The sequence below is a fragment of the Verrucosispora sioxanthis genome, from assembly GCF_010560025.1.
Taxonomy (GTDB): Bacteria; Actinomycetota; Actinomycetes; order Mycobacteriales; family Micromonosporaceae; genus Micromonospora; species Micromonospora palythoicola.
Genome location: NZ_SAIY01000005.1, coordinates 131279 through 149298, shown reverse-complemented (window position 1 = coordinate 149298; position 18020 = coordinate 131279). Strand labels below are relative to the sequence as shown.

Here is an 18020-nt window from a genome sequence, read left to right as displayed (position 1 = left end):
GTGCCAAGGAGTCTCCGGTGTGAAGTTCTAGCTTGGTCGCTGAACCATCTGCCGGAGACCTCTTCAGTTATCGATCACCGCCACGCCGTGATCTACACCGGCCACCACGACTTGTGAAACACGCCTTGGGTCGATGTCGACGGCAAGACCAACGAGCTGACCCGCTTCCAAGCCGTAGGGCAGAACACCCGTTCCTGCAACGGCACTGGGTTCGCTCTCGCCGTCAGTGGCAATGCTGTGCTCGCCACCGGACTGCGTCCAGGCGTGACCAGGCGATGACGTGGTCGTTGTCGGGGTGGCGTGGGCGGGGTGAGGGTCTGCTACGGGTCCCGTAGCAGACCCTCGCGAACCGCGCTGTCGATGACCGGCCGGCGCGCTGGGGAGGCCAGGAGAGTCGCTACTGCTGCCGACGCCGGCGCGTCACTTCACGGGCATTTTCATTCTGAACAGTTTCTCTGCATTTCGGAACGCAATCTTTTCCTTGTCTTCGCGTGGCAAATCGACTCCGCGGAACCAGTCGGTCTGCGCCTTTATGTCCGCGAACGGGTAGTCGGTCGCGAACATCACTCGATCCACGCTTATGTACTTCAGCAGGAGATTGAGCAGTTCGGTCTGGGGGAATGCGCTGGTTGTGACCCAGAAGTTGTCCTGGAAGTATTGCTCGAAGGGCTTCTTAAGCGAGTTTTCGGTCGGCTCGCCCATGTCATTGGCGATCCGCTCGTAGTAGAAGGGAAGGCCTTCGCCCATGTGACCGATAATGATCTTCAGTTTGGGGAACCTGTCGAAAACCCCGTACGTGATCATCCTAACGCATTGGGTCAGCACCTCCTGGTGCCAGCCATATCCAGATCCGCTGAAAATGTAAGGTTGGTATTCCTTCGTGTATTCAGATCGTGTGGTGCTGTAAAGGATTTCGAAGACCTCGTCAGCTGGATAGCCGGGATGCAGGTAGATCGGCACATCGAGAGCAACGGCACGTGCCAGCACGGGCTCGAAATCGGGATGATCGAGGTACTTCTTCGTGATATGTCCGTTGGTCAGTGCGCCCAAGAAGCCATCTTCCCGAACCGAGCGTTCCAGTTCGTCCGCCGCCGCCTCCGGGCTCTGCAATGGCAAGGTGGCGAAAGCCTTGAAGCGGCCCGGATATTTGGCGATTGGCCCGTCTACAAGTTGCCGGTTAAGGCGATAGGCAAGGTCGATGCCTCTTTTTCCCGGGACATTTTGTACGGCCGGTGTATGAGCAGAGAGGATTTGAACGTTGAGTCCCCCCGCGTCCATATCGCCGATGCGGCGTTGGTCTAGATCCGAAAGACCAATCTCCTCAAGGAACGCTATGTGATCCTCATTGATGGAGTTCAGCTTCAACAACGTGGGAGTTGAAAATGTTTCCTCCGTGCCGATGAAGGGCAGGTCGCGGTCTCGTTCGTAAATTTCCGCGGTCTTGTCCGCGTTCTGGTCCGAAGCCTGGTCCGGAGCCTCGTTATCGCTCGCTGCCGAGACAATGGCATGCGTGGACACACCGGCGCCGATGCCGAGTGCCGTGGCGGCAGCCAGGAAGCTGCGGCGTCCCATGGGCTTCATGCCAGTCTCTCTTCAGGTGTTTGTGTGGTGTGGTATCCGTACGGCATCCGTCTGCGAGATGCTTCAGATCGAGCCTTCGTTGCCCAGGTCTCCACCCGAGCCGCGTCCCCCTCTGCGACCTCGGCACCGGTCCCGCCGAGGCACTGCCGGCCGGGACCACGGGTTTTCGCGTCCTGCCCGGGGTCGAGGAACCGCTCGCTCGCGTGCGTGCTGTGCAGGCCGGCCGCGGCGGGCTCTGCACTGTTGTGGGGGTGCGACCCGCAGGCGGCGACCGGGTATGCCGTCGCCAGAGCCATGGTGGCCGCCCCGAACCTTAATCGCCCGGGCGGCGCTTTTCCTGACGGCGCTGCATCCACTGTCATCACTAGCCCCCTGTCGGCGGGTTACCTCGCTTATCTGACGCCGACTTTCGTACCTAGTGAATCTGAGACGAACGTTAATGTGCTCAGGCCGGTTGTCCGAGCCAGGGGCCCGGCGCACGCTTGACCAGCGTCAGCACCGACTCCTCGCCGGTGCCGGTCCTACGGCACCGCGACCGCGACCAGGGCCCGCAGCCGACTGGCAACGTCGACGGGCAACCGGTCCACGATTTGGGCGGTCGCGCCTACTCGGCCTGGCGCGGCGCCGACCGCACGATCCGCTCGATCCGACCGATCGGGCTTACCGTACGTGACCGCGGGCGGCAGAGCTGATTCCGGGTTCGGTCGCTGGTGGCTGAGCGCTGCCGGGGTGAGCGCCGGTTGAGAATACGAGTAGCCCATGGCAGGCTCGTGCCGCGTGATCGATGAGTTCGCGAAGGTCAACCTGCACGGGAGGCTGCGGCGGGACCGCGAGGCGCTGCTCTGGAAGCTCGACGGCTTGTCCGAGTACGACGTCCGTCGACCTTTGACAGCGACCGGGACCGACCTGATCGGTCTGGTCAAGCACGTGGCCACCGTCGAGGCCAGGTACTTCGGTGAGGTTTTCGACCGCCCTTGCCCGGAACCGCTGCCCCGGTGGCAGGATGCCAACGGCAGCGATCTGTGGGCGACTGAGGACGAGACCCGCGATCAGATCATCGGGTTCTACCGGCGCACGTGGGAACACTCGGACGCGACGATCAACGAGCTTCCTCTCGACGCTCCTGGCCACGTGCCGTGGTGGCCGGAGCCTTATGCCGACACGAACCTGTTCGCCATCATGGTCCATGTTCTCGGTGAGTCCATCCGGCATGGCGGGCACGCCGATATCCTGCGCGAGGGCCTCGACGGCCGGACCGGGTTGCGCGCCGAACACGAGATGCAGATTGACGAGGAAGCCCGTGCAGCCTACTGCGCGAAGATCGAGCAGGCCGCCAGGTCGGCCGCACCGATCAAGGCTTAGTTGAGACATGGCCCGCGCCGTTCGCCGCGACGAAGCGCCCGGGGCCTGTACGAGGTTCGGCGCCTGGTTCAGTAGTACGAGGAGGCCCGCACTCATCTGGCCGCAGGGAGTTTCCCCAGCCCACCAAGCGGCGAGGATTCCTCTTCTCTGCCGTAGTGGCGAGTAGCAGGTGCTGCCACCCGTCCATGCAGCGTTCTGGCACGTAGCAGCTCGTAGCGATCAGGGCGGCGGCAGCGGCTGGAGGTCCGCGCCTGGATCCCACCAGCGCGAGTCGGGGCCGTAGTAGATGGACGCGGCCCAGTAGTCCGCATCCTCGTGGTAGACGATGTCGAGGCCGACGATCCAGACACGTGGGACACGGCCCGCGCCACCAGCTTGTGACCACTGGCGGTTGACGCGTGCCACAGCCTCGCTGTGGGAGATGTCGAAACGGCGGGCCATCGCGTCAGCGATCTCTTCGCAGAAGGTCAGGGCCTCCGAGTCACCGGCGCAGGGGAAACTGCCGTGCGAGCGCAGCACCGACTCGTGCACCAGATACTCCTGCGGAGAGACCATCCCTGACGTACCCCGCGCCGGCATGCGTACCCTGATTCGATCCCCGAGTTCATCCTCACGGAGGCCGTACTCCGCCAGGAGCCGATCGAGGTACTCCCGTGGTCCAACAGCCTCATAGGTGTCGTCGGACTGTCCTGCCGTGTCCACCACAACATCTTGCCGGCCGTCGCCACGAGTACGGCAACCGAGGATCCCACGATCCGCTCATCCCGCTGAGGCGAGTGCTTGTGTGCGGTGGTCAGCTGGCCGAGCGTTCCCACGGGCACTCAATCCACGGATTGTTGTCGAGGTAGGCAGCGAGCCTGGGAAAACGCTGCCTCTAGGAGTCGGCCAGCCAGGTCAGTACGCGGCCCCGTGACCAGCAACGGCCAATGGTCTGGGGGCCGGGCAACGACCGGCCGAACAGCGCCACGCCGATGAGGCTGTGGCCTGAGGCACGACGATCGCCAAGGGTTGGAATCGTGGGCGCGACTCCAACCCCTTCCACCGACACCCACGCCACCGGGCGGCCGGCTGCAGCTTCCTCAATACGGTGCAGGAAGCGCAGGCGACGCTCGGGCGGGAAGCGCGACAGCGCCCACGTCGTGATGACGACCGGCAGGGCGGCTGCGGGCACCCGGGAGACGGCTTCGGGCAGCACGTCGACCGGGTCACCCCGGAGCAGCAGGGGAGGGGCGGTTGCCGCCAACCGCAGCTCAGCTTCGAGCCTCGCCATCGGCTCCCGCTGGTCCGGCCCGAGGCAGGCGCGCAACCACCGGACGTCCTCCGCGTCGGTCACGTCGATGGGATCGAGGTGGACGGCGACCCGGGTGCGGACCTCGGGTATCGCCCGCGACGGGACGGGCCGGTCTCCCACAAGAGAACATGACCGTTGCACCGGTGAGGACGGGTCGCCCAGCGATTGTCCGTTGCTATATGTAATGCCGACGCGATCGACATTGAGGTTGAGTCCGGCCGGACGGCCCACGTCGATCAGGCCGACCGCGTCCACACCTACCTGGCGCGCCGCCTCGGCGATGCCCGGATACAACACGGCGTAGCGCCCAACCTCGTCGATCTGCGTCTTTCGGCGGGCGGCGATGGCCACGACCGCGTCGGTCATCCGCAACAGGGTGTCGATGGCGGCGTCAGCGGCAGCGTCGCCGTCCGCAGCGGCATAGGCCCCGGCAAGCGCCGGTGCGCGTCCGGCGAGGGCGAGGTCGTGCAAGGCGGCGAGGATCATCGTAGGTTGCCGCTTGCGCGCCGGTGCCGTCTCGATGGCGCGTAGTGCCTCTTCGGACTCACTGAGGGCGACGGCGACGCGCTGGTACAGCGGAGATGTCTCGGCGGCGTCGACCTCACCGAAGTGCCGGTACACCTGTGCGAGGCTCCGGCTTCGACCTGCGGATACGCCGCTTGCTGCGGTCAATTCTCGCATTCCGCAGATTCTAGCCATTGAGCCGATAATTCAGCGCACGACTTGCCGGAATCGGTAGGGATGGTGTGGCGACCATGGCCGCGATCGATGCCTGGGCGCGTCGGCCCGGTCGACGCCGGGTCGGGCGACGCGCCGGCGGGTGAAGGTCGCCGCCCGTCGAACTTTACGACTTCGGTGAAGAAGCCGAGGACCGATATCCGCCATTCCGTACCGATCCTGTTGCCCGGAACCGGAGTTGCTGAGACAACATGAGACGGAGAAGGACCACATCCTCGCGTGTCATCGTCGCTGATCGACGTAATCCGTCAGCATGGCCCCCGCCCCGCCCGACTCACCGACTGCTGGCCGTGAGGCGCTTGGAGGCCCTGGCGCGGGTTCCCGATCCGCGTGACCCGCGAGGGGTCCGGTATCAGCTGGCGAGCGTGCTCGCGGTCGCGGTCTGCGCGGTCACGGCCGGGGCCAGCACGTTCGCCGCGATCGGCGACTGGGCCAACGATCTCGATGCGCCGGCGTGGCGGCAACGGCGAGACGAACATCGCCTGGCCACCCGACGCGCCAACCGCCGCCCACACGACCTCATCACCACCGTGAACAGCAGCTACCCCACTATGCAATGACCCTGCCCTGTCCCGTCGACGGGACAGAGCGCCCGCCGCCGGAGGAAGAAACCTGTTGCCGCCGCGGGATGCTGATTATATTCAGCCCCATGACCCTGCTCATGAAGCGGCGGGCTTTGGTCGCGATGCGTTTGTTCCGCCGATATCTCACCCAACGTCGGGACTGGGCAGTGTGAATATCATTGCACTTTTAGCTGGTTGACAACGTATCCACGGTCGTCATGGTTAATTGCGGTTGCGGCGCGTCTCCCGACTGCGGAGCTCCATGTCGTCGAATCTCGGCCAGCCGTCGCCGTGACATTTGTCAACCAGCTCCGATGAATTCTGTGCACTCTGGTGGAGTTGCTGATGTCGGTTTCCGGAAGCCGCCGGAGCGAAGGCTCCTACCGTCGTTCGGGTGGTTGTGCCCAGGGTCGCTCGCCCCGGCCAGCCAGGGAAGACGTCAAGTTCGTCCGTTGGCCGGCCGAGCGACACCTACGCGACCTGTGCCGTGAGGAGCGGATCCCGTGCCTCCTGGTGGTCGAGGGCGGAGCAGAGCCGCCGGTCTGCAGTGATCCGCGTGAGGACTGGGTTCGTACGCCGATCTCGCCATCCGACCTTGACGCTCGGGTGGCCGCTCTCCGGCAGCGTTCTCATGACCGGCGTACGCCTGTTCTCGACCCGGCCGGGACGTTGTCGTTCAGGACTGCGTCCGTCGTCATGTCCAGTACGCACCTCGAACTCATGGATTTGTTCGTCGAACGCTTCGGCCAGGTGGTCTACCGCTGGGAGTTGATGGCCATCCTCACGAAGCGCGACTCGACATCAACGCGAAACGCCCTCGATCTGCACATCATGAGAATGAGGAAGCGGATCGCGCCGCTCGATCTGGACATAGTTACGGCCTGGGGCCGTGGCTACGCGCTGGAAGAAAAGTCCCCATGGGCCGCGGTGGCCAGCAAGCCCTCGGCTGTCGATCATTGCTGACATCGCCGGCCGATGGCTACTCAGTTTCGTCATGGGTGGTCTTGTCGAGGGTCTCTGCTGCGGCCCGGTCGAGGGTGGAGACGATCCACTGATCGAGTTCGACGCTAGATTGGTGGGCGGCCTGGCGCCATCGGGTAAGGCGTCGGTCGGGTATGGGAATGCGGGGCATCAGTGCGGTCCTGATGGTTTCTGTTGTGCGGTCGGAGCGGGTCGCTTTGATGGCCGCGCGAAGTTGTTTGACCGACCAGATCTGGGTTTCGGCCTCGTCGAGCCAACGGTCCTGCTCGTCGGGAGACATTGCGGCTACTTCGGCGTGGTGTTGGAAACTGAGGCCGCTTCGACGGCGGGCCAGTGGGAAGCGGCCGGCGACCCAGGCGTAGTTGCGTAGGGTCTGGTAGTCCAGTCCTACAGCCTGGACGACGTGCCGATAGCGGTCGGCGTATTGTTCCTTGCCGTACACCAGCCAGTCGCCCAGGCACCAGGACGAGGAGTCGACGATACCGGAGAGTTGGGCGCCGGTTCGTTCCCAGTGTTCGAAGCTCATTCGTTCGGGCAACCGTAGACCGACCCTGGTCAGCATCACCTGGGCCGGCTCTGCTGGGCGTTGCTTCGGAACGCCAGCCGTTGCTGCAGGGACCACCCGGAGCGCTGCTACGGCATTGCGTGACGATCGGCTACCCGCGCTCATCCCACTCAACCTCCCCGACAGTCGGGTAATTCGCTATCTCTGCTTTCTTTTTCCGTCTCGCGCCGTGCATGTGTGATCGGCGCGCGCGGGATGCCACCCGCAAGGCCGCCCTTCCGACAAAGGCGGCCTTGCGGGTGTTTCCGGTTACCTCGACCGCAGGCTGTACTTACGGGTCGCCAGCGGAGCGAAGATGGTGATCAGCAGGACCGACCAGGCAACCGTCAGCAGCACATCCAGCCCCGGCGGATTGCCGTTGAACAGGTCGCGCAGCGCGTTGACGGTCGCGGTCATGGGACTGGCATCGGCGTACACCCGCAGCCAGGTCGGCATCGACTCGGTCGGTACGAACGCCGACGAGATCAAGCTGAACGGGAAGATCCAGATCAGGCCGGCCGACTGCGCCGCCTCCGGGTTGGGCACCGAGAGGCCGATCATGGCGCCGACCCAGGTGAGCGCGTAGCCGAACAGCAACAGCAGCGCGAGTCCGCCGAGGGCAGACAGGACCCCGCCCTGGAAGCGGAAGCCGATCAGCAGGCCCATGAGCACCACGACCAGCATCGACACGACGTTGCGAAGGATCTCCGACAGCGTACGCCCGACGAGGACCGCGGACCGGCTCATTGGCATCGAGCGGAACCGGTCCATCAGGCCGCGGTCCATGTCGGTGGAGATGCCGATCGTGGTGCCGGCGACCGAACCGAACAACACCATCTGCACCAGGATGCCGGGCAGCAGGAACTGGGGGTAGTTCCCGCCCTCAACATTGATCGCCCCGCCGAAGACGTAGGCGAACAGCAGGATGAACATGACGGGCTGAACCAGCGAGAACATCACCAGTTCAGGGCTGCGCGTCAGGTGCCGCAGATTGCGCAGCGCCATCTGCCAGGCGTCGGACAGCCACCAGGACAGGCCGGTCTGCTGCCGTGCGGCGGCGGCATCGAGCCGCGGTTTCAGGGACGTGGAGACCATCACCGCTTACCACCCTTCTTCTTGCTCTTCACGTCTTCGGATGCCCGGGCCGTGGCGGTGTGCCCGGTGAGGGCGAGGAACACGTCATCGAGCGTGGGCCGGCGGACGGCCACGTCGGCGATTGCGATGCCGGAATCGCGCAGCGGATTGAGTAGCTCGTTGAGCGTCATGCCCTCGGGGAGGGGCGCGTGCACCTGCATGGCCTCCGGATCGCCGACCGGCTCGGTACCCAACCTCTCGCGCAGGATCTGGGTGGTCTTCTCGACCGCGGCGGCGTCGATGAGAGTCACGTCAGCCCACGCCTGGCCGACCTCCGCCTTGAGTTCGTCCGGCGCCCCGCTGGCGATCACCTTGCCGCTGTCGATCACGGACAGCGAGTCGGCGAGGTGGTCGGCCTCCTCGAGGTACTGGGTCGTGAGCAGAACGGTGGTGCCCTCCTCGACCAACTCGTTGACGATGCGCCACACGTCCATGCGACTGCGCGGATCGAGGGCGGCGGTAGGTTCGTCGAGGAAGATGAGCTGGGGCCGGCTCATCAGGGTGGCGGCGATGTCCAGCCGGCGGCGCATACCGCCCGAGTACGTCTTCGCCTGCCGGCCGGCCGCCTCGGTCAGGTCGAAGCGCTCCAGCAGTTCGGTCGCCCGCACCTTGATGTCCGGCGTGGACATCCGGAACAGCTTGCCGACCATGTGCAGGTTCTCCCGCCCGGTCAGCATGTCGTCGACGGTGGTGTACTGACCGGTCAGGCCGATGATGGAGCGCACCTGTAGCGCGTTGCGCCGCACGTCGAAGCCGAATATCTCGGCCTTCCCCTCATCCGGCCTGAGAAGGGTGGTCAGAACCCGAACGGTGGTGGTCTTGCCCGCACCGTTAGGTCCGAGCAGACCGTGCACCGTACCCTCCGGAACGGTTAGTTCGAGGTGATCGAGAGCGGTCACCGAGCCGAATCTCTTGCACAGTCCAGCTACTTCAATCGCTGCTGGCATCTCCAGGATTCCTCTCAAAGGGGCCAACGAAGGTCGGCGTGCTGATCCTGGAATCTACCCCTGAACTTCCTTTAGAAGCTTTGACCGCAGAATGAGCGGCGACGAGTCGCTATAGTCTCAAACGTGATGTATTTCCGTCCGGCTGATCTCGCCCATGAGCACGGCCTTTCCCCGCAATCGGTACGCAACTACGAGCGTGATGGTCTCATCCCGCCCGCTCGGCGTACGGAGAGCGGCTACCGGCGGTACACCGAGAAGCACGCCGCAGCGCTACGGGCGTACCGCGCCCTCATCCCGGCGCACGGGTACGCCGAAAGCGGCGCGATCATGCGGGACATCACTGCCGGACGGTTGAACGAGGCATTAGCAACCATCGACCGCAGTCATGCCGAACTGCTGCGAGATCGAGGCACCCTGGACGCTGTCGCCGAGGTCCTGAGTCACCTGACGGGACGCTCGACCGGCACCTGGCGTGCCCCGAAGAGCATTCAGCCCTACAGCATCGGGGAGTTGGCGCACCGGCTCGGCGTCAATGTGGCGACCATCCGGAAATGGGAGACGTCGGGCGTACTCGCGCCCGTCCGCCGGCCGGAGACCGGGCACCGGATGTACGACGCCAGCGACGTCCGCGACGCGGAACTGGCGCACTTCCTGCGGCGCGGTCGCTATCCGCTCGAGCTGATAGCCACCGTGGTGCAGCAGGTCCGGGCGGCCGGAGACACCCAGGCGTTGGCCGCGGCCCTCGCGGACTGGCGGCAGCGCGTCACCGCGCGCGGCCTGGCCATGCTGAACGCCGCCGCACAACTCGCCAGCTACCTGGCGATGGAGGAGAACTGATCTGGTGCCCGACGCCTCCCGTGACCCGCTGCGCCGGGACTGTTCCGGGCGGGTGGGGCCGTACCGACTCCACCCACCCCGATCTCACTGCGTGCGGGCAGTCGGCTGCTCCCACACCAACGCGTCGTGAACCTGCGCCCGAAGCTGCCGCAGCTGGGCGAAGGGCAGGGTGATCCGGCGGGCCAGATAGTCGACGCCGCTGCTGCCGCCGGTGCCGTTGCGATTGCCCACCATCTTCGAGACCAGCGCCAGGTGGGTCATCTTCCACCGCCAGTAGCCGTTGGCCACGTCGAGCAGGCTGTCGGCGATGCGGTTGAGCACGCCGGCGCCGGGGCCCCGCGCGCAGACCTCGGTGACGCTGATGCCGTTGTGCTCGGTCAGCCGCTCGAAGGCCCGGTAGAGGCGGCCCTCCTGACGCTCGCCGCCGAGCAGCCGCGCGAGCAGGCGGAACTGCGCCGACTGCGCACCGCTCGCCCCGTCGAGGAACGGGCGGAACTCGGCGAAGTGACGCAGCGGCAACCGTTCCAGCGCGACCACCTGCTCGTGCAGTACCCGGAGCAGCTCAGCGGTGCGCTGGAGAAATTCCAGCGCCAGCTCCTCGTCCTCGGGTCCGTAGGGCGGCGTCATCGCGTCCGCCGCGGCGTCGAGGTCGTACGTCACCTGCTTGAGCCACAGCTCGCAGGCTTGATGGGTGACGATGAAGAAATGCTCAGCCAGTACCACGGACCGGCTCGCGGTGTCCGGGGCGCGGGTCTCCTGGAGGGACAGCAGCGTGTCGACCTGCAGGTAGTCCGCGTAGGTCAGGGTCGTCATCGGGCGGTCCCGGGGCGTTCTCGTGCGAACTCCAGCAGCTCGCGTACGCCGCTGCGCAGCACCGACGGCGCTACGCACATGGCGATCCGGATGAGGTGACGCGACCAGGGCGCCGGTTCGACCGTGATGACCCGGCCCCGGGCGTCCAGGCGGGGCATCAGCGCGAACCCGGTGCCGGGAACCACCGCCACGTTCCGGGTCTCCAGCAGCCCGGTGGCGAACTCCTCGGCGGTCAGGCCGGTCGGCGCGACGTCGAGCACTGCGTACCAGCCACCGGCGGGCAGTTCGGGCAGCAGGCCGGCGTCGCGTACGGCGGGCAGCACCGCATCGCGGTTGCTGAGCACCATGGCACGGTTCTCGCGCACCACGTGTCCCAGCCGCAGCGCCTCCAGCCCCGCGTACTGCACCGGGGTCGACATCGCGATGAGGTTGGCCTCCTGCACGATCCGGAAGGCGTGCGCGGTCCGGTCGTTGGCGGTGCTGACGTACCCCAATCGGTAGCCGGTCATCGCCAGGCTCTTCGAGAAGGAGTAGGAGCTGTGCACGATCCGCTCGGAGACCGGCACATCCCACTCCAGTGACGCGGTCGAGACGTGTTCGTCGTCGAAGACGAAGTGCTCGTACGCCTCGTCGCTGATGACCTGCCAGCCCCGGGCGCGCGCCATGTCGATCAGCGTGCTCAGGGTCGCCGTGTCGAGGACGGCCCCGGTCGGGTTGGCGGGTGAGTTGATCAACAGCACTCTGGTGTTCGCGGTCGAGGCCGCCAGCACCGACTTGGGGTCCGTCCGGTAGTCGCGTCCCAGCGGGTAGAACACCGGACGGAGACCGGCGAGCAGCGCCTGCTGCAGGTGGATGGGCCAGTGCAGCTCCGGCAGCAGGATCTCCGCGTCGGGTTCGGCCACGGCCTGCATCAGCGCGGCCAGGCCCTGACAGGAGCCGGGGGTGACGAAGAGCCGGGACACATCGGTGTCCACGCCGTTCTGGTCAGCGAGCTTCTCCACCAGACGCTCGCGGAGCTCCAGCAGCCCCTCGACCGCCGTGTAGTCGGTGCGCCCTGCGGTCACCGCCTCCGCCAGCGCCTGCGCGACCTCGGGTGGCGGGGTGAAGTAGGGCTCGCCGACATGCAGCTTGGTCACCGGGACACCGCTGATGCGCTCGCGCTCGCCGGCATCGCGGAAGACGCGATGCAGCTCCGACGACGGAATCGTCGACGCGACCGAGGGACCGTCGAGCAGGTTGGGATAGGGGCTTGGCAGGGGCATCTAATCTCCGTTTCGATCGTGACGGCGGTACGCGGAGGGCATCAGGAGGTGCGACCGCCGTCGACGGGAATCAGCGCTCCGGTGATCCAGCCGGAGAACTCCGGGTCGAGCAGGCCGCACACCCACCCGGCGATCTCGGCGGGCTGGCCGAACCGGCCCAAAGGGGTCGCCGCGAGCAGCGACGACCGCAGCGACGCGGACTTCACGGAGTCCAGGCCCATGTCGTCCCACATCGGTGTGTCCACGGGTCCGGGTAGGACGGCGTTGACCCTGACGTCCGGGGCCAGTTCCCGGGCCAGCGATCGGGTCAAACTGTTCAGCGCGGCCTTGCTGGCGCCGTAGAAGGACCGCCCCGGCATGGCCAGCACGCCACCGACGGACGACACGTTCACCACCGCGCCCCGATGCTCACGCAGGTGGGGTAGGGCCGCGCGGATCAGGGCGGCCGGTGCGCGGACGTTGGTGGCGAGCAGCCGGTCGAAGTCCTCGTCCGACGCTGTGTCGAGCGTCGCGAAGCGGGCCAGCCCGGCGTTGTTGACCAGACCGTGCACCGTACCGAAGCGGGTGGTCGCGGCGGCGACGACGTGTTCCGCCGCGCCCGGCTCGGTGATGTCGGCGGCGACGGTCGCGACCTGCCCGCCACCGTCTCCGGTCAGCTCCCGCAACGCCGCCTCGCGACGCCCGACCGCGACCACGTTCGCGTCGCGGGCCAGCAGTCGTTCGCCGATCGCCCGTCCCAGTCCCGTGCCGGCCCCGGTGACGATCACCGTACGACCGGCGATGCCGTCGCCCCGCTCAGCCACGGCGGGCCACGCCTCGGCTTCGGTTGGGGACACCGACGGCGTGGCTGGCTGGGACGGCCGGCCGCCGAGGTGTGCACGGCCGATATCCGCATCCGGTAACGCGATGAGCGGTTGTGAACATGGCCTCCGCCTCGACCAGACTGGTGTTCGAGCTCCAATCTCCCGCCTGGCAGGCGGATCGGCATCCATTCCGACAGAACTGAGCCAGATGCGCCCGCGGCCCTACCGAGGCTTGTGACGATGCGGGCAGTTACGACTTCGCCGCCGGATCTCCGGATCCCGTACGGAAGGTTCTGTCGATGAGTTCGCCCACGGCCAGTACCAGCGCGCTCGACCTCACCGACCCGACGACGTTCGTGCGCTACGACCCGCACGTGTTCTGGGCCGAGGTGCGTGACCACAATCCCGTCTACTGGTACCAGGGCCGCGAGGACCGCCCCGGCTTCTGGGTGGTATCGCGATATGTCGACGTGGTCGCGTCCTACACCGACGCCGCGAGGTTGAGCTCGGCGCGCGGCACCGTGCTGGACGTGCTGCTCCGGGGCGAGGACTCCGCCGGCGGGCGGATGCTCGCGGTCACCGATCGGCCGCGCCACCGTGAACTGCGCAACGTCATGCTCCGCGCGTTCTCCCCCCGGGTGCTCGGCCGGGTCGTCGAGCAGGTCCATCGACGCGCCGACGAGCTGATCCGGCGGGTCACCGGTACCGGCGCCTTCGACTTCGCCACCGAGGTGGCCGAGAGCATTCCGATGGGCACGATCTGCGACCTGCTGTCGATCCCGCCGGCGGACCGGCCGGACCTGTTGCGGTGGAACAAGAACGCCCTCTCTTCCGACGAGGCCGACGCCAACCTGTATGCCGCGCTGGAGGCCCGCAACCAGATCCTGCTCTATTTCATGGATCTGGCCGAGCAGCGGCGGGCCAGTCCGAGCGACGACGTGATCAGCATGATCGCCACTGCCACCGTCGGCGGCGAGCCGCTCTCCATCGACGACGTCGCGCTCAACTGCTACAGCTTGATCCTCGGCGGTGACGAGTCCTCACGGATGTCGGCGATCTGCGCGGTCAAGGCGTTCGTGGACTTCCCCGACCAGTGGCGGGCCGTACGCGACGGTGACGTTGCGATCGACACCGCGGTCGAGGAGGTGTTGCGGTGGGCCACGCCGGCCATGCACTTCGCCCGTACCGCCACCACGGACTTCGAGCTGCGGGGCCAGCAGGTGCGGGCCGGAGACATCGTCACCCTGTGGAACCTCTCGGCCAACTTCGACGAGCGGGAGTTCGACCGGCCCTACCGGTTCGAGGTGGCGCGTACCCCGAACAAGCACCTGTCGTTCGGCCATGGCCCGCATTTCTGCCTCGGCGCCTACCTCGGCCGCGCCGAGCTGCGGGCGTTGCTCACCGCGCTGGTCGGAACCGTTTCGCGCATCGAGTCCGCCGGGTCGCCCCGGCGCGTCTACTCGAACTTCCTCAACGGCCACAGCTCGCTGCCCGTCGCCTTCACGGGTCGCTGACCCGGCCAAGCCCTCACCACGATGTGCGCAGGGTGACCTTGTCGACCTTGCCGACGGCGGTGCGGGGGAACTCCTCGATCGACACCACCCGATCCGGAATCTTGTAGGTGGCCAGACCGCGCTCGCGGAGGAAGGACTTGACAGCCGCCGGACTGATCGGCTCGTCCCGGAGGATGACGAAGGCGACGGTCTTCTCGCCCAGCACCGGGTCGGCCACGCCGACCACCGCCGCGTCGCGGATCGCGGCGTGGGTGAGAAGGTGCTCCTCGATCTCCTCGGCGGGTACCTTCTCCCCGCCGCGGTTGATGATGTCCTTGATCCGCCCGACCACGACGATGCTGCCGTCCGGCCGCCGGCGGACCATGTCGCCGGTGCGGAAGTAGCCGTCGGGGGTGAACGAGCGCCGGTTCTGCTCCTCGGCGCGGTAGTAGCCGCGGATCGTGTAGGGACCCCGCACCAGCAGCTCGCCCTCGGCGCCATCGGGTACGGGCCGACCGTCGGTGTCGACAACGAGGATCTCGTCGTGCGCGGCCAGCGGACGTCCCTCGGTGGCGAGAACGACCTCCTCCGGATCGTCCAGGCGCGTGTAGGTCAGCAGCCCTTCCCCGACGCCGAACCACTGTGTCAGCACGGCACCGAGGCTGGTCCGGACCTCGGCGGCGCGTGCGGGGTCGAACTTGGAGCTGCCCACCTGGAGCATGAGGTTGGGGAACCGGACGTCCGACTTGCGGGCGGCGTCGAGCCACAGCCGCACCACGGGCGGCACGAGCGTCGTGAGCGTCACCCGCTCCCGCTCCAACAGCTCGAACACCTCGTCCGGCCGGACGCTGGAGGTGAGCACTGCGGTGCCGCCGACCAGCAGTGCGCCGAGGACGCCGGGACACCCGAGCGCGGAATTGTGGCCGACCGGGTTGACCGCCAGGTACACGTCCTCCGCGCCGAACCGCAGCGCATCAGCCGTGGCGCGCATGTTGTAGGCGTAGTCGTCGTGCGTGCGTGGGATGAGCTTGGGCAGGCCGGTCGTGCCGCCGGAGAGCAGGAACAGCGCGGGTTCGCTGGGGTCGACGGCAGGCAGGTCACGCCCCCGCCGGTACAGGTCCGCCAGCGCGGTGAACTCCTCGGCGTCACCGGCGACCACGACATGCTTCAGTGCGGGCACCTCGGCCCGTACCTCGCGGGCCAGCGCGCGGTGGTCGAAGCCTTTGACCTGGTCGACGACGACCAGAGCGACCGCCTGCGAATGTGCGCACAGGTGGGTCAGCTCGACCTTACGGTGTCCCGGCAGGGCCATGACGGGGATGGCGCCGATCCGCAGCAGCGCGTAGACCACCACCACGAACTCGGGCACGTTGGGCAGCTGGACGACGACTCGGTCCAACGGTTCGATGCCCAGGTCCAACAGCCCGCCCGCGACGTCCGCGGAAGCCCTCGACAGCTCGGCGTAGGTCATCCGCCGCTCGCCGCAGACGAGTGCGGTCTTGTCGGCGTGCCGGGCACATGCCTCGGTCAGCAGGTCTCCCAGCGGCCGTCCCTGCCAGTACCCCTCGCGGCGGTAGAGCGCGGCAAGTTCCTCGGGCCAGGGCACACAACCATCGAGCATCGCTTCCACCCAACAGAGTCGAGGTAGTTGAACAGACACGGCGTCTCGACGCCATTGCCCCAGCGTGACCCAAGCCGTGCGGCCCGGACGGCACGGCGACAGGGACGCGAAAGGAGCGTCCGTGGCGGCACTTGCCCTGTCGCAATCCTTTCGCGGCCGGGCACCGGCGCGCGAGCGAGCAGCTAGGTTCGGGCCCCGTGCAGCGCCCTCGTACCCAGTACCGAGAGGACGGAGTGAGCAGGTGCCCACCGTTGCGGAATTGTTTGAGTCCGTTGTTGCGCGCTCGGGCGACCACGTGGCGGTGATCTTCGGCGACCGCCTCGTCAGCTATGCCGAACTCGACGCCCGCGCAAACCGGTTGGCGCGGGTGCTGGTCGAGCGCGGCGTCGGCCCCGACACCACCGTGGCGGTGGCCATGCCGAAGTGCGACGAGCTGATGGTAGTGCTGCTGGCGGTGCTCAAGGCCGGCGGCGCCTACCTGCCGCTGGACCCGCAGTACCCCGCCAAGCGACTGGCGTACATGGTGCAGGACGCCCGGCCCACGCTGCTGGTCCGGATGGCGCAGGTGTCGCTGGAACTCGGGGTGCCGGTCGCTGAACTTGTCGTGGACGACCCCGACACGGCGCGGGAGATCGAGTCGCGGCCAGATCACCAGCTGACCGACGAGAGTCGCAACGCTCCGCTGCGCCCGGACAACCTGATGTACGTCATCTACACCTCGGGCTCGACGGGTACGCCCAAGGGCGTCGCCGTGACCCACACCGGCGTCGCCGACATCGTGGCCGCCCAGACCGCTTCCATCGCGCCCCGGCCGGGCGACCGCGTGCTCCAGTGGGCGTCGGTCAGCTTCGACGCGGCGTTCTGGGACTGGTCGGCGGCGTTGCTGTCCGGTGCCACACTGATCATGGCCCCGGCCGACGAACTGCTCCCGGGCCAACCGCTGCGCGACACCCTGCGCCGGTACGCGGTCACCCACGCCGTGCTGCCCCCGGTCGCGCTGAGCGTCACCGAGCCCGACGATGTGCTCGTCGGCGGCACGCTGATGTCGACCGGCGATGCGTGCACCCGCGCGCTGGTGGCCAAGTGGGCGCCGGGACGGCGGATGTACAACGGCTACGGGCCGACCGAGACCACGGTCGGGTCGACCATCGCCGGGCCCATCGCCACCTCCGACGAGATCACCATCGGTACGCCGTGGTCGGGCAACAGGGTGTACGTCCTCGACGAGCGCCTGCGCCCGGTTCCGAACGGCCGCGACGGCGAGCTGTACCTGGCCGGCAACGGCCTAGCCCGCGGCTACCTGAACCGGCCGGGCCTGACGGCGAGCCGGTTCGTGCTCGACCCCTTCGGCCCACCCGGCGGCCGGATGTACCGCTCCGGCGACCGGGGCCACCGCCGCGCGGACGGGCAGTTGGTCTTCGCCAGCCGCGGCGACGACCAGGTGAAGATCCGTGGCTTCCGCGTCGAGCTCGGCGAGGTCGAGGCGCGGCTGGCGGCCCACCCTGCGGTGGATGTCGCCGCCGTGGTCGTGGTCGGCGACCTCGCGGGCGCCCGCCTGGCCGCCTTCGTCAGCACCGTGGCCGGCGCCGGGGTTTCGGCTGCCGAACTGAGCGCACACTCGGCGGAGACCCTGCCGGAACACATGGTGCCGTCATCGGTGCAGGTGCTACAGCGGCTCCCGGTCACCGCCAACGGCAAAATCGACCGGGCGGCGTTGCGGGACCTCGCCGAGTCGGCGGCGCACCCCGACGCAGCAGCCCCGGCCGGTCCTCCCGGCGATGATCCGACCTCGGTGGAGAGCCGGCTATGTCTGCTGGTCAGGGAGCTTCTGGCGGTGCCGGACGTCAGGCCGGGCGACAACTTCTTCAAACTGGGCGGCCACTCGGTGCTGGCGACCCGGCTCGCCGGACGGCTCCGCGACGAGTGGGGAATCACCGTGCCGATCCGGGCGGTGTTCGAGGCGGCCACCCTGTCCGAGCTCGCCTTGGTCGTGCAGGCGTCGAACGAATCCATCCCCACCGGGCGCCCCTGACGCCGACGAGGAACCGAA

At 67.4% G+C, this 18020-nt stretch carries 16 protein-coding genes; 6 read left to right on the top strand and 10 right to left on the bottom strand.

Annotation, left to right across the window (positions count from 1 at the left end; genetic code table 11):
* Positions 1-420 precede the first annotated feature (420 nt).
* Positions 421-1581, bottom strand: coding sequence for an amidohydrolase family protein (locus tag ENC19_RS16455; RefSeq protein WP_164448061.1), 1161 nt, complete (start codon positions 1579-1581; stop codon positions 421-423).
* A gap of 777 nt (positions 1582-2358) precedes the next feature.
* On the opposite strand from ENC19_RS16455, the gene ENC19_RS16450 reads away from it, so the two are divergent.
* Positions 2359-2943: a DinB family protein gene (locus ENC19_RS16450; RefSeq protein ID WP_164448060.1), complete on the top strand. Its 585-nt coding sequence runs from the start codon at positions 2359-2361 to the stop codon at positions 2941-2943.
* A gap of 219 nt (positions 2944-3162) precedes the next feature.
* Here ENC19_RS16450 and ENC19_RS16445 read toward each other — a convergent pair whose 3' ends face one another.
* Together ENC19_RS16445 and ENC19_RS16440 are read right to left on the bottom strand one after the other, a co-directional pair.
* Entirely contained in the window at positions 3163-3498 is a 336-nt protein-coding gene (locus ENC19_RS16445; protein WP_164448059.1) for a hypothetical protein, read from the bottom strand.
* A gap of 319 nt (positions 3499-3817) precedes the next feature.
* The gene (locus tag ENC19_RS16440; protein ID WP_208020928.1) at positions 3818-4855 is read right to left on the bottom strand and encodes a DUF2332 domain-containing protein; all 1038 of its coding nucleotides are present in this window, start codon (positions 4853-4855) and stop codon (positions 3818-3820) included.
* 407 nt (positions 4856-5262) lie between these two features.
* Between ENC19_RS16440 and ENC19_RS30300 the strand changes: the two genes are divergently transcribed.
* Together ENC19_RS30300 and ENC19_RS16430 are read left to right on the top strand one after the other, a co-directional pair.
* On the top strand, positions 5263-5532 hold the full coding sequence (locus ENC19_RS30300) for a transposase family protein (protein ID WP_281603593.1): 270 nt from the start codon (positions 5263-5265) through the stop codon (positions 5530-5532).
* A gap of 336 nt (positions 5533-5868) precedes the next feature.
* The gene (locus ENC19_RS16430; RefSeq protein ID WP_208020927.1) at positions 5869-6498 is read left to right on the top strand and encodes a helix-turn-helix domain-containing protein; all 630 of its coding nucleotides are present in this window, start codon (positions 5869-5871) and stop codon (positions 6496-6498) included.
* Between the two features lie 16 nt (positions 6499-6514).
* Here ENC19_RS16430 and ENC19_RS16425 read toward each other — a convergent pair whose 3' ends face one another.
* The 3 genes from ENC19_RS16425 to ENC19_RS16415 all read right to left on the bottom strand — a co-directional run bounded on the left by ENC19_RS16425 (position 6515) and on the right by ENC19_RS16415 (position 9141).
* Positions 6515-7078, bottom strand: coding sequence for an LmbU family transcriptional regulator (locus ENC19_RS16425; protein ID WP_208020940.1), 564 nt, complete (start codon positions 7076-7078; stop codon positions 6515-6517).
* Between the two features lie 252 nt (positions 7079-7330).
* Positions 7331-8155 carry an ABC transporter permease gene (locus ENC19_RS16420; protein ID WP_164448056.1) on the bottom strand — a complete coding sequence of 275 codons (825 nt, stop codon included), beginning with the start codon at positions 8153-8155 and terminating at the stop codon, positions 7331-7333.
* On the bottom strand, positions 8155-9141 hold the full coding sequence (locus ENC19_RS16415; RefSeq protein WP_164448055.1) for an ATP-binding cassette domain-containing protein: 987 nt from the start codon (positions 9139-9141) through the stop codon (positions 8155-8157). Before ENC19_RS16415 ends, ENC19_RS16420 begins: the two co-directional genes overlap by 1 nt.
* A 126-nt stretch (positions 9142-9267) precedes the next feature.
* Between ENC19_RS16415 and ENC19_RS16410 the strand changes: the two genes are divergently transcribed.
* Entirely contained in the window at positions 9268-9978 is a 711-nt protein-coding gene (locus tag ENC19_RS16410) for a MerR family transcriptional regulator (RefSeq protein WP_166458699.1), read from the top strand.
* 84 nt (positions 9979-10062) lie between these two features.
* Here ENC19_RS16410 and ENC19_RS16405 read toward each other — a convergent pair whose 3' ends face one another.
* Genes ENC19_RS16405 through ENC19_RS16395 form a run of 3 tightly spaced genes read right to left on the bottom strand, consistent with a single transcriptional unit; the run spans position 10063 to position 12856 of the window.
* Positions 10063-10791, bottom strand: a complete 729-nt coding sequence (locus ENC19_RS16405) for a tryptophan 2,3-dioxygenase family protein (RefSeq protein WP_164448053.1) — start codon at positions 10789-10791, stop codon at positions 10063-10065.
* The gene (locus tag ENC19_RS16400) at positions 10788-12053 is read right to left on the bottom strand and encodes a pyridoxal phosphate-dependent aminotransferase (RefSeq protein ID WP_164448052.1); all 1266 of its coding nucleotides are present in this window, start codon (positions 12051-12053) and stop codon (positions 10788-10790) included. Before ENC19_RS16400 ends, ENC19_RS16405 begins: the two co-directional genes overlap by 4 nt.
* Positions 12054-12094: 41 nt before the next feature.
* Positions 12095-12856 (bottom strand): SDR family NAD(P)-dependent oxidoreductase, encoded by a 762-nt coding sequence (locus tag ENC19_RS16395; protein ID WP_208020926.1) that lies wholly within the window; start codon positions 12854-12856, stop codon positions 12095-12097.
* Positions 12857-13155: 299 nt separating this feature from the next.
* On the opposite strand from ENC19_RS16395, the gene ENC19_RS16390 reads away from it, so the two are divergent.
* A complete protein-coding gene (locus tag ENC19_RS16390) occupies positions 13156-14370 on the top strand; it encodes a cytochrome P450 (RefSeq protein WP_164448050.1) in 1215 nt (404 codons plus the stop codon).
* Positions 14371-14383: 13 nt separating this feature from the next.
* On the opposite strand, the gene ENC19_RS16385 is transcribed toward ENC19_RS16390, so the two are convergent.
* Positions 14384-15970, bottom strand: coding sequence for a (2,3-dihydroxybenzoyl)adenylate synthase (locus ENC19_RS16385; RefSeq protein ID WP_164448362.1), 1587 nt, complete (start codon positions 15968-15970; stop codon positions 14384-14386).
* A gap of 259 nt (positions 15971-16229) precedes the next feature.
* Here ENC19_RS16385 and ENC19_RS16380 point away from each other — a divergent pair, with 259 nt between their 5' ends.
* Positions 16230-18002, top strand: a complete 1773-nt coding sequence (locus tag ENC19_RS16380; protein ID WP_208020925.1) for an amino acid adenylation domain-containing protein — start codon at positions 16230-16232, stop codon at positions 18000-18002.
* Positions 18003-18020 lie beyond the last annotated feature (18 nt).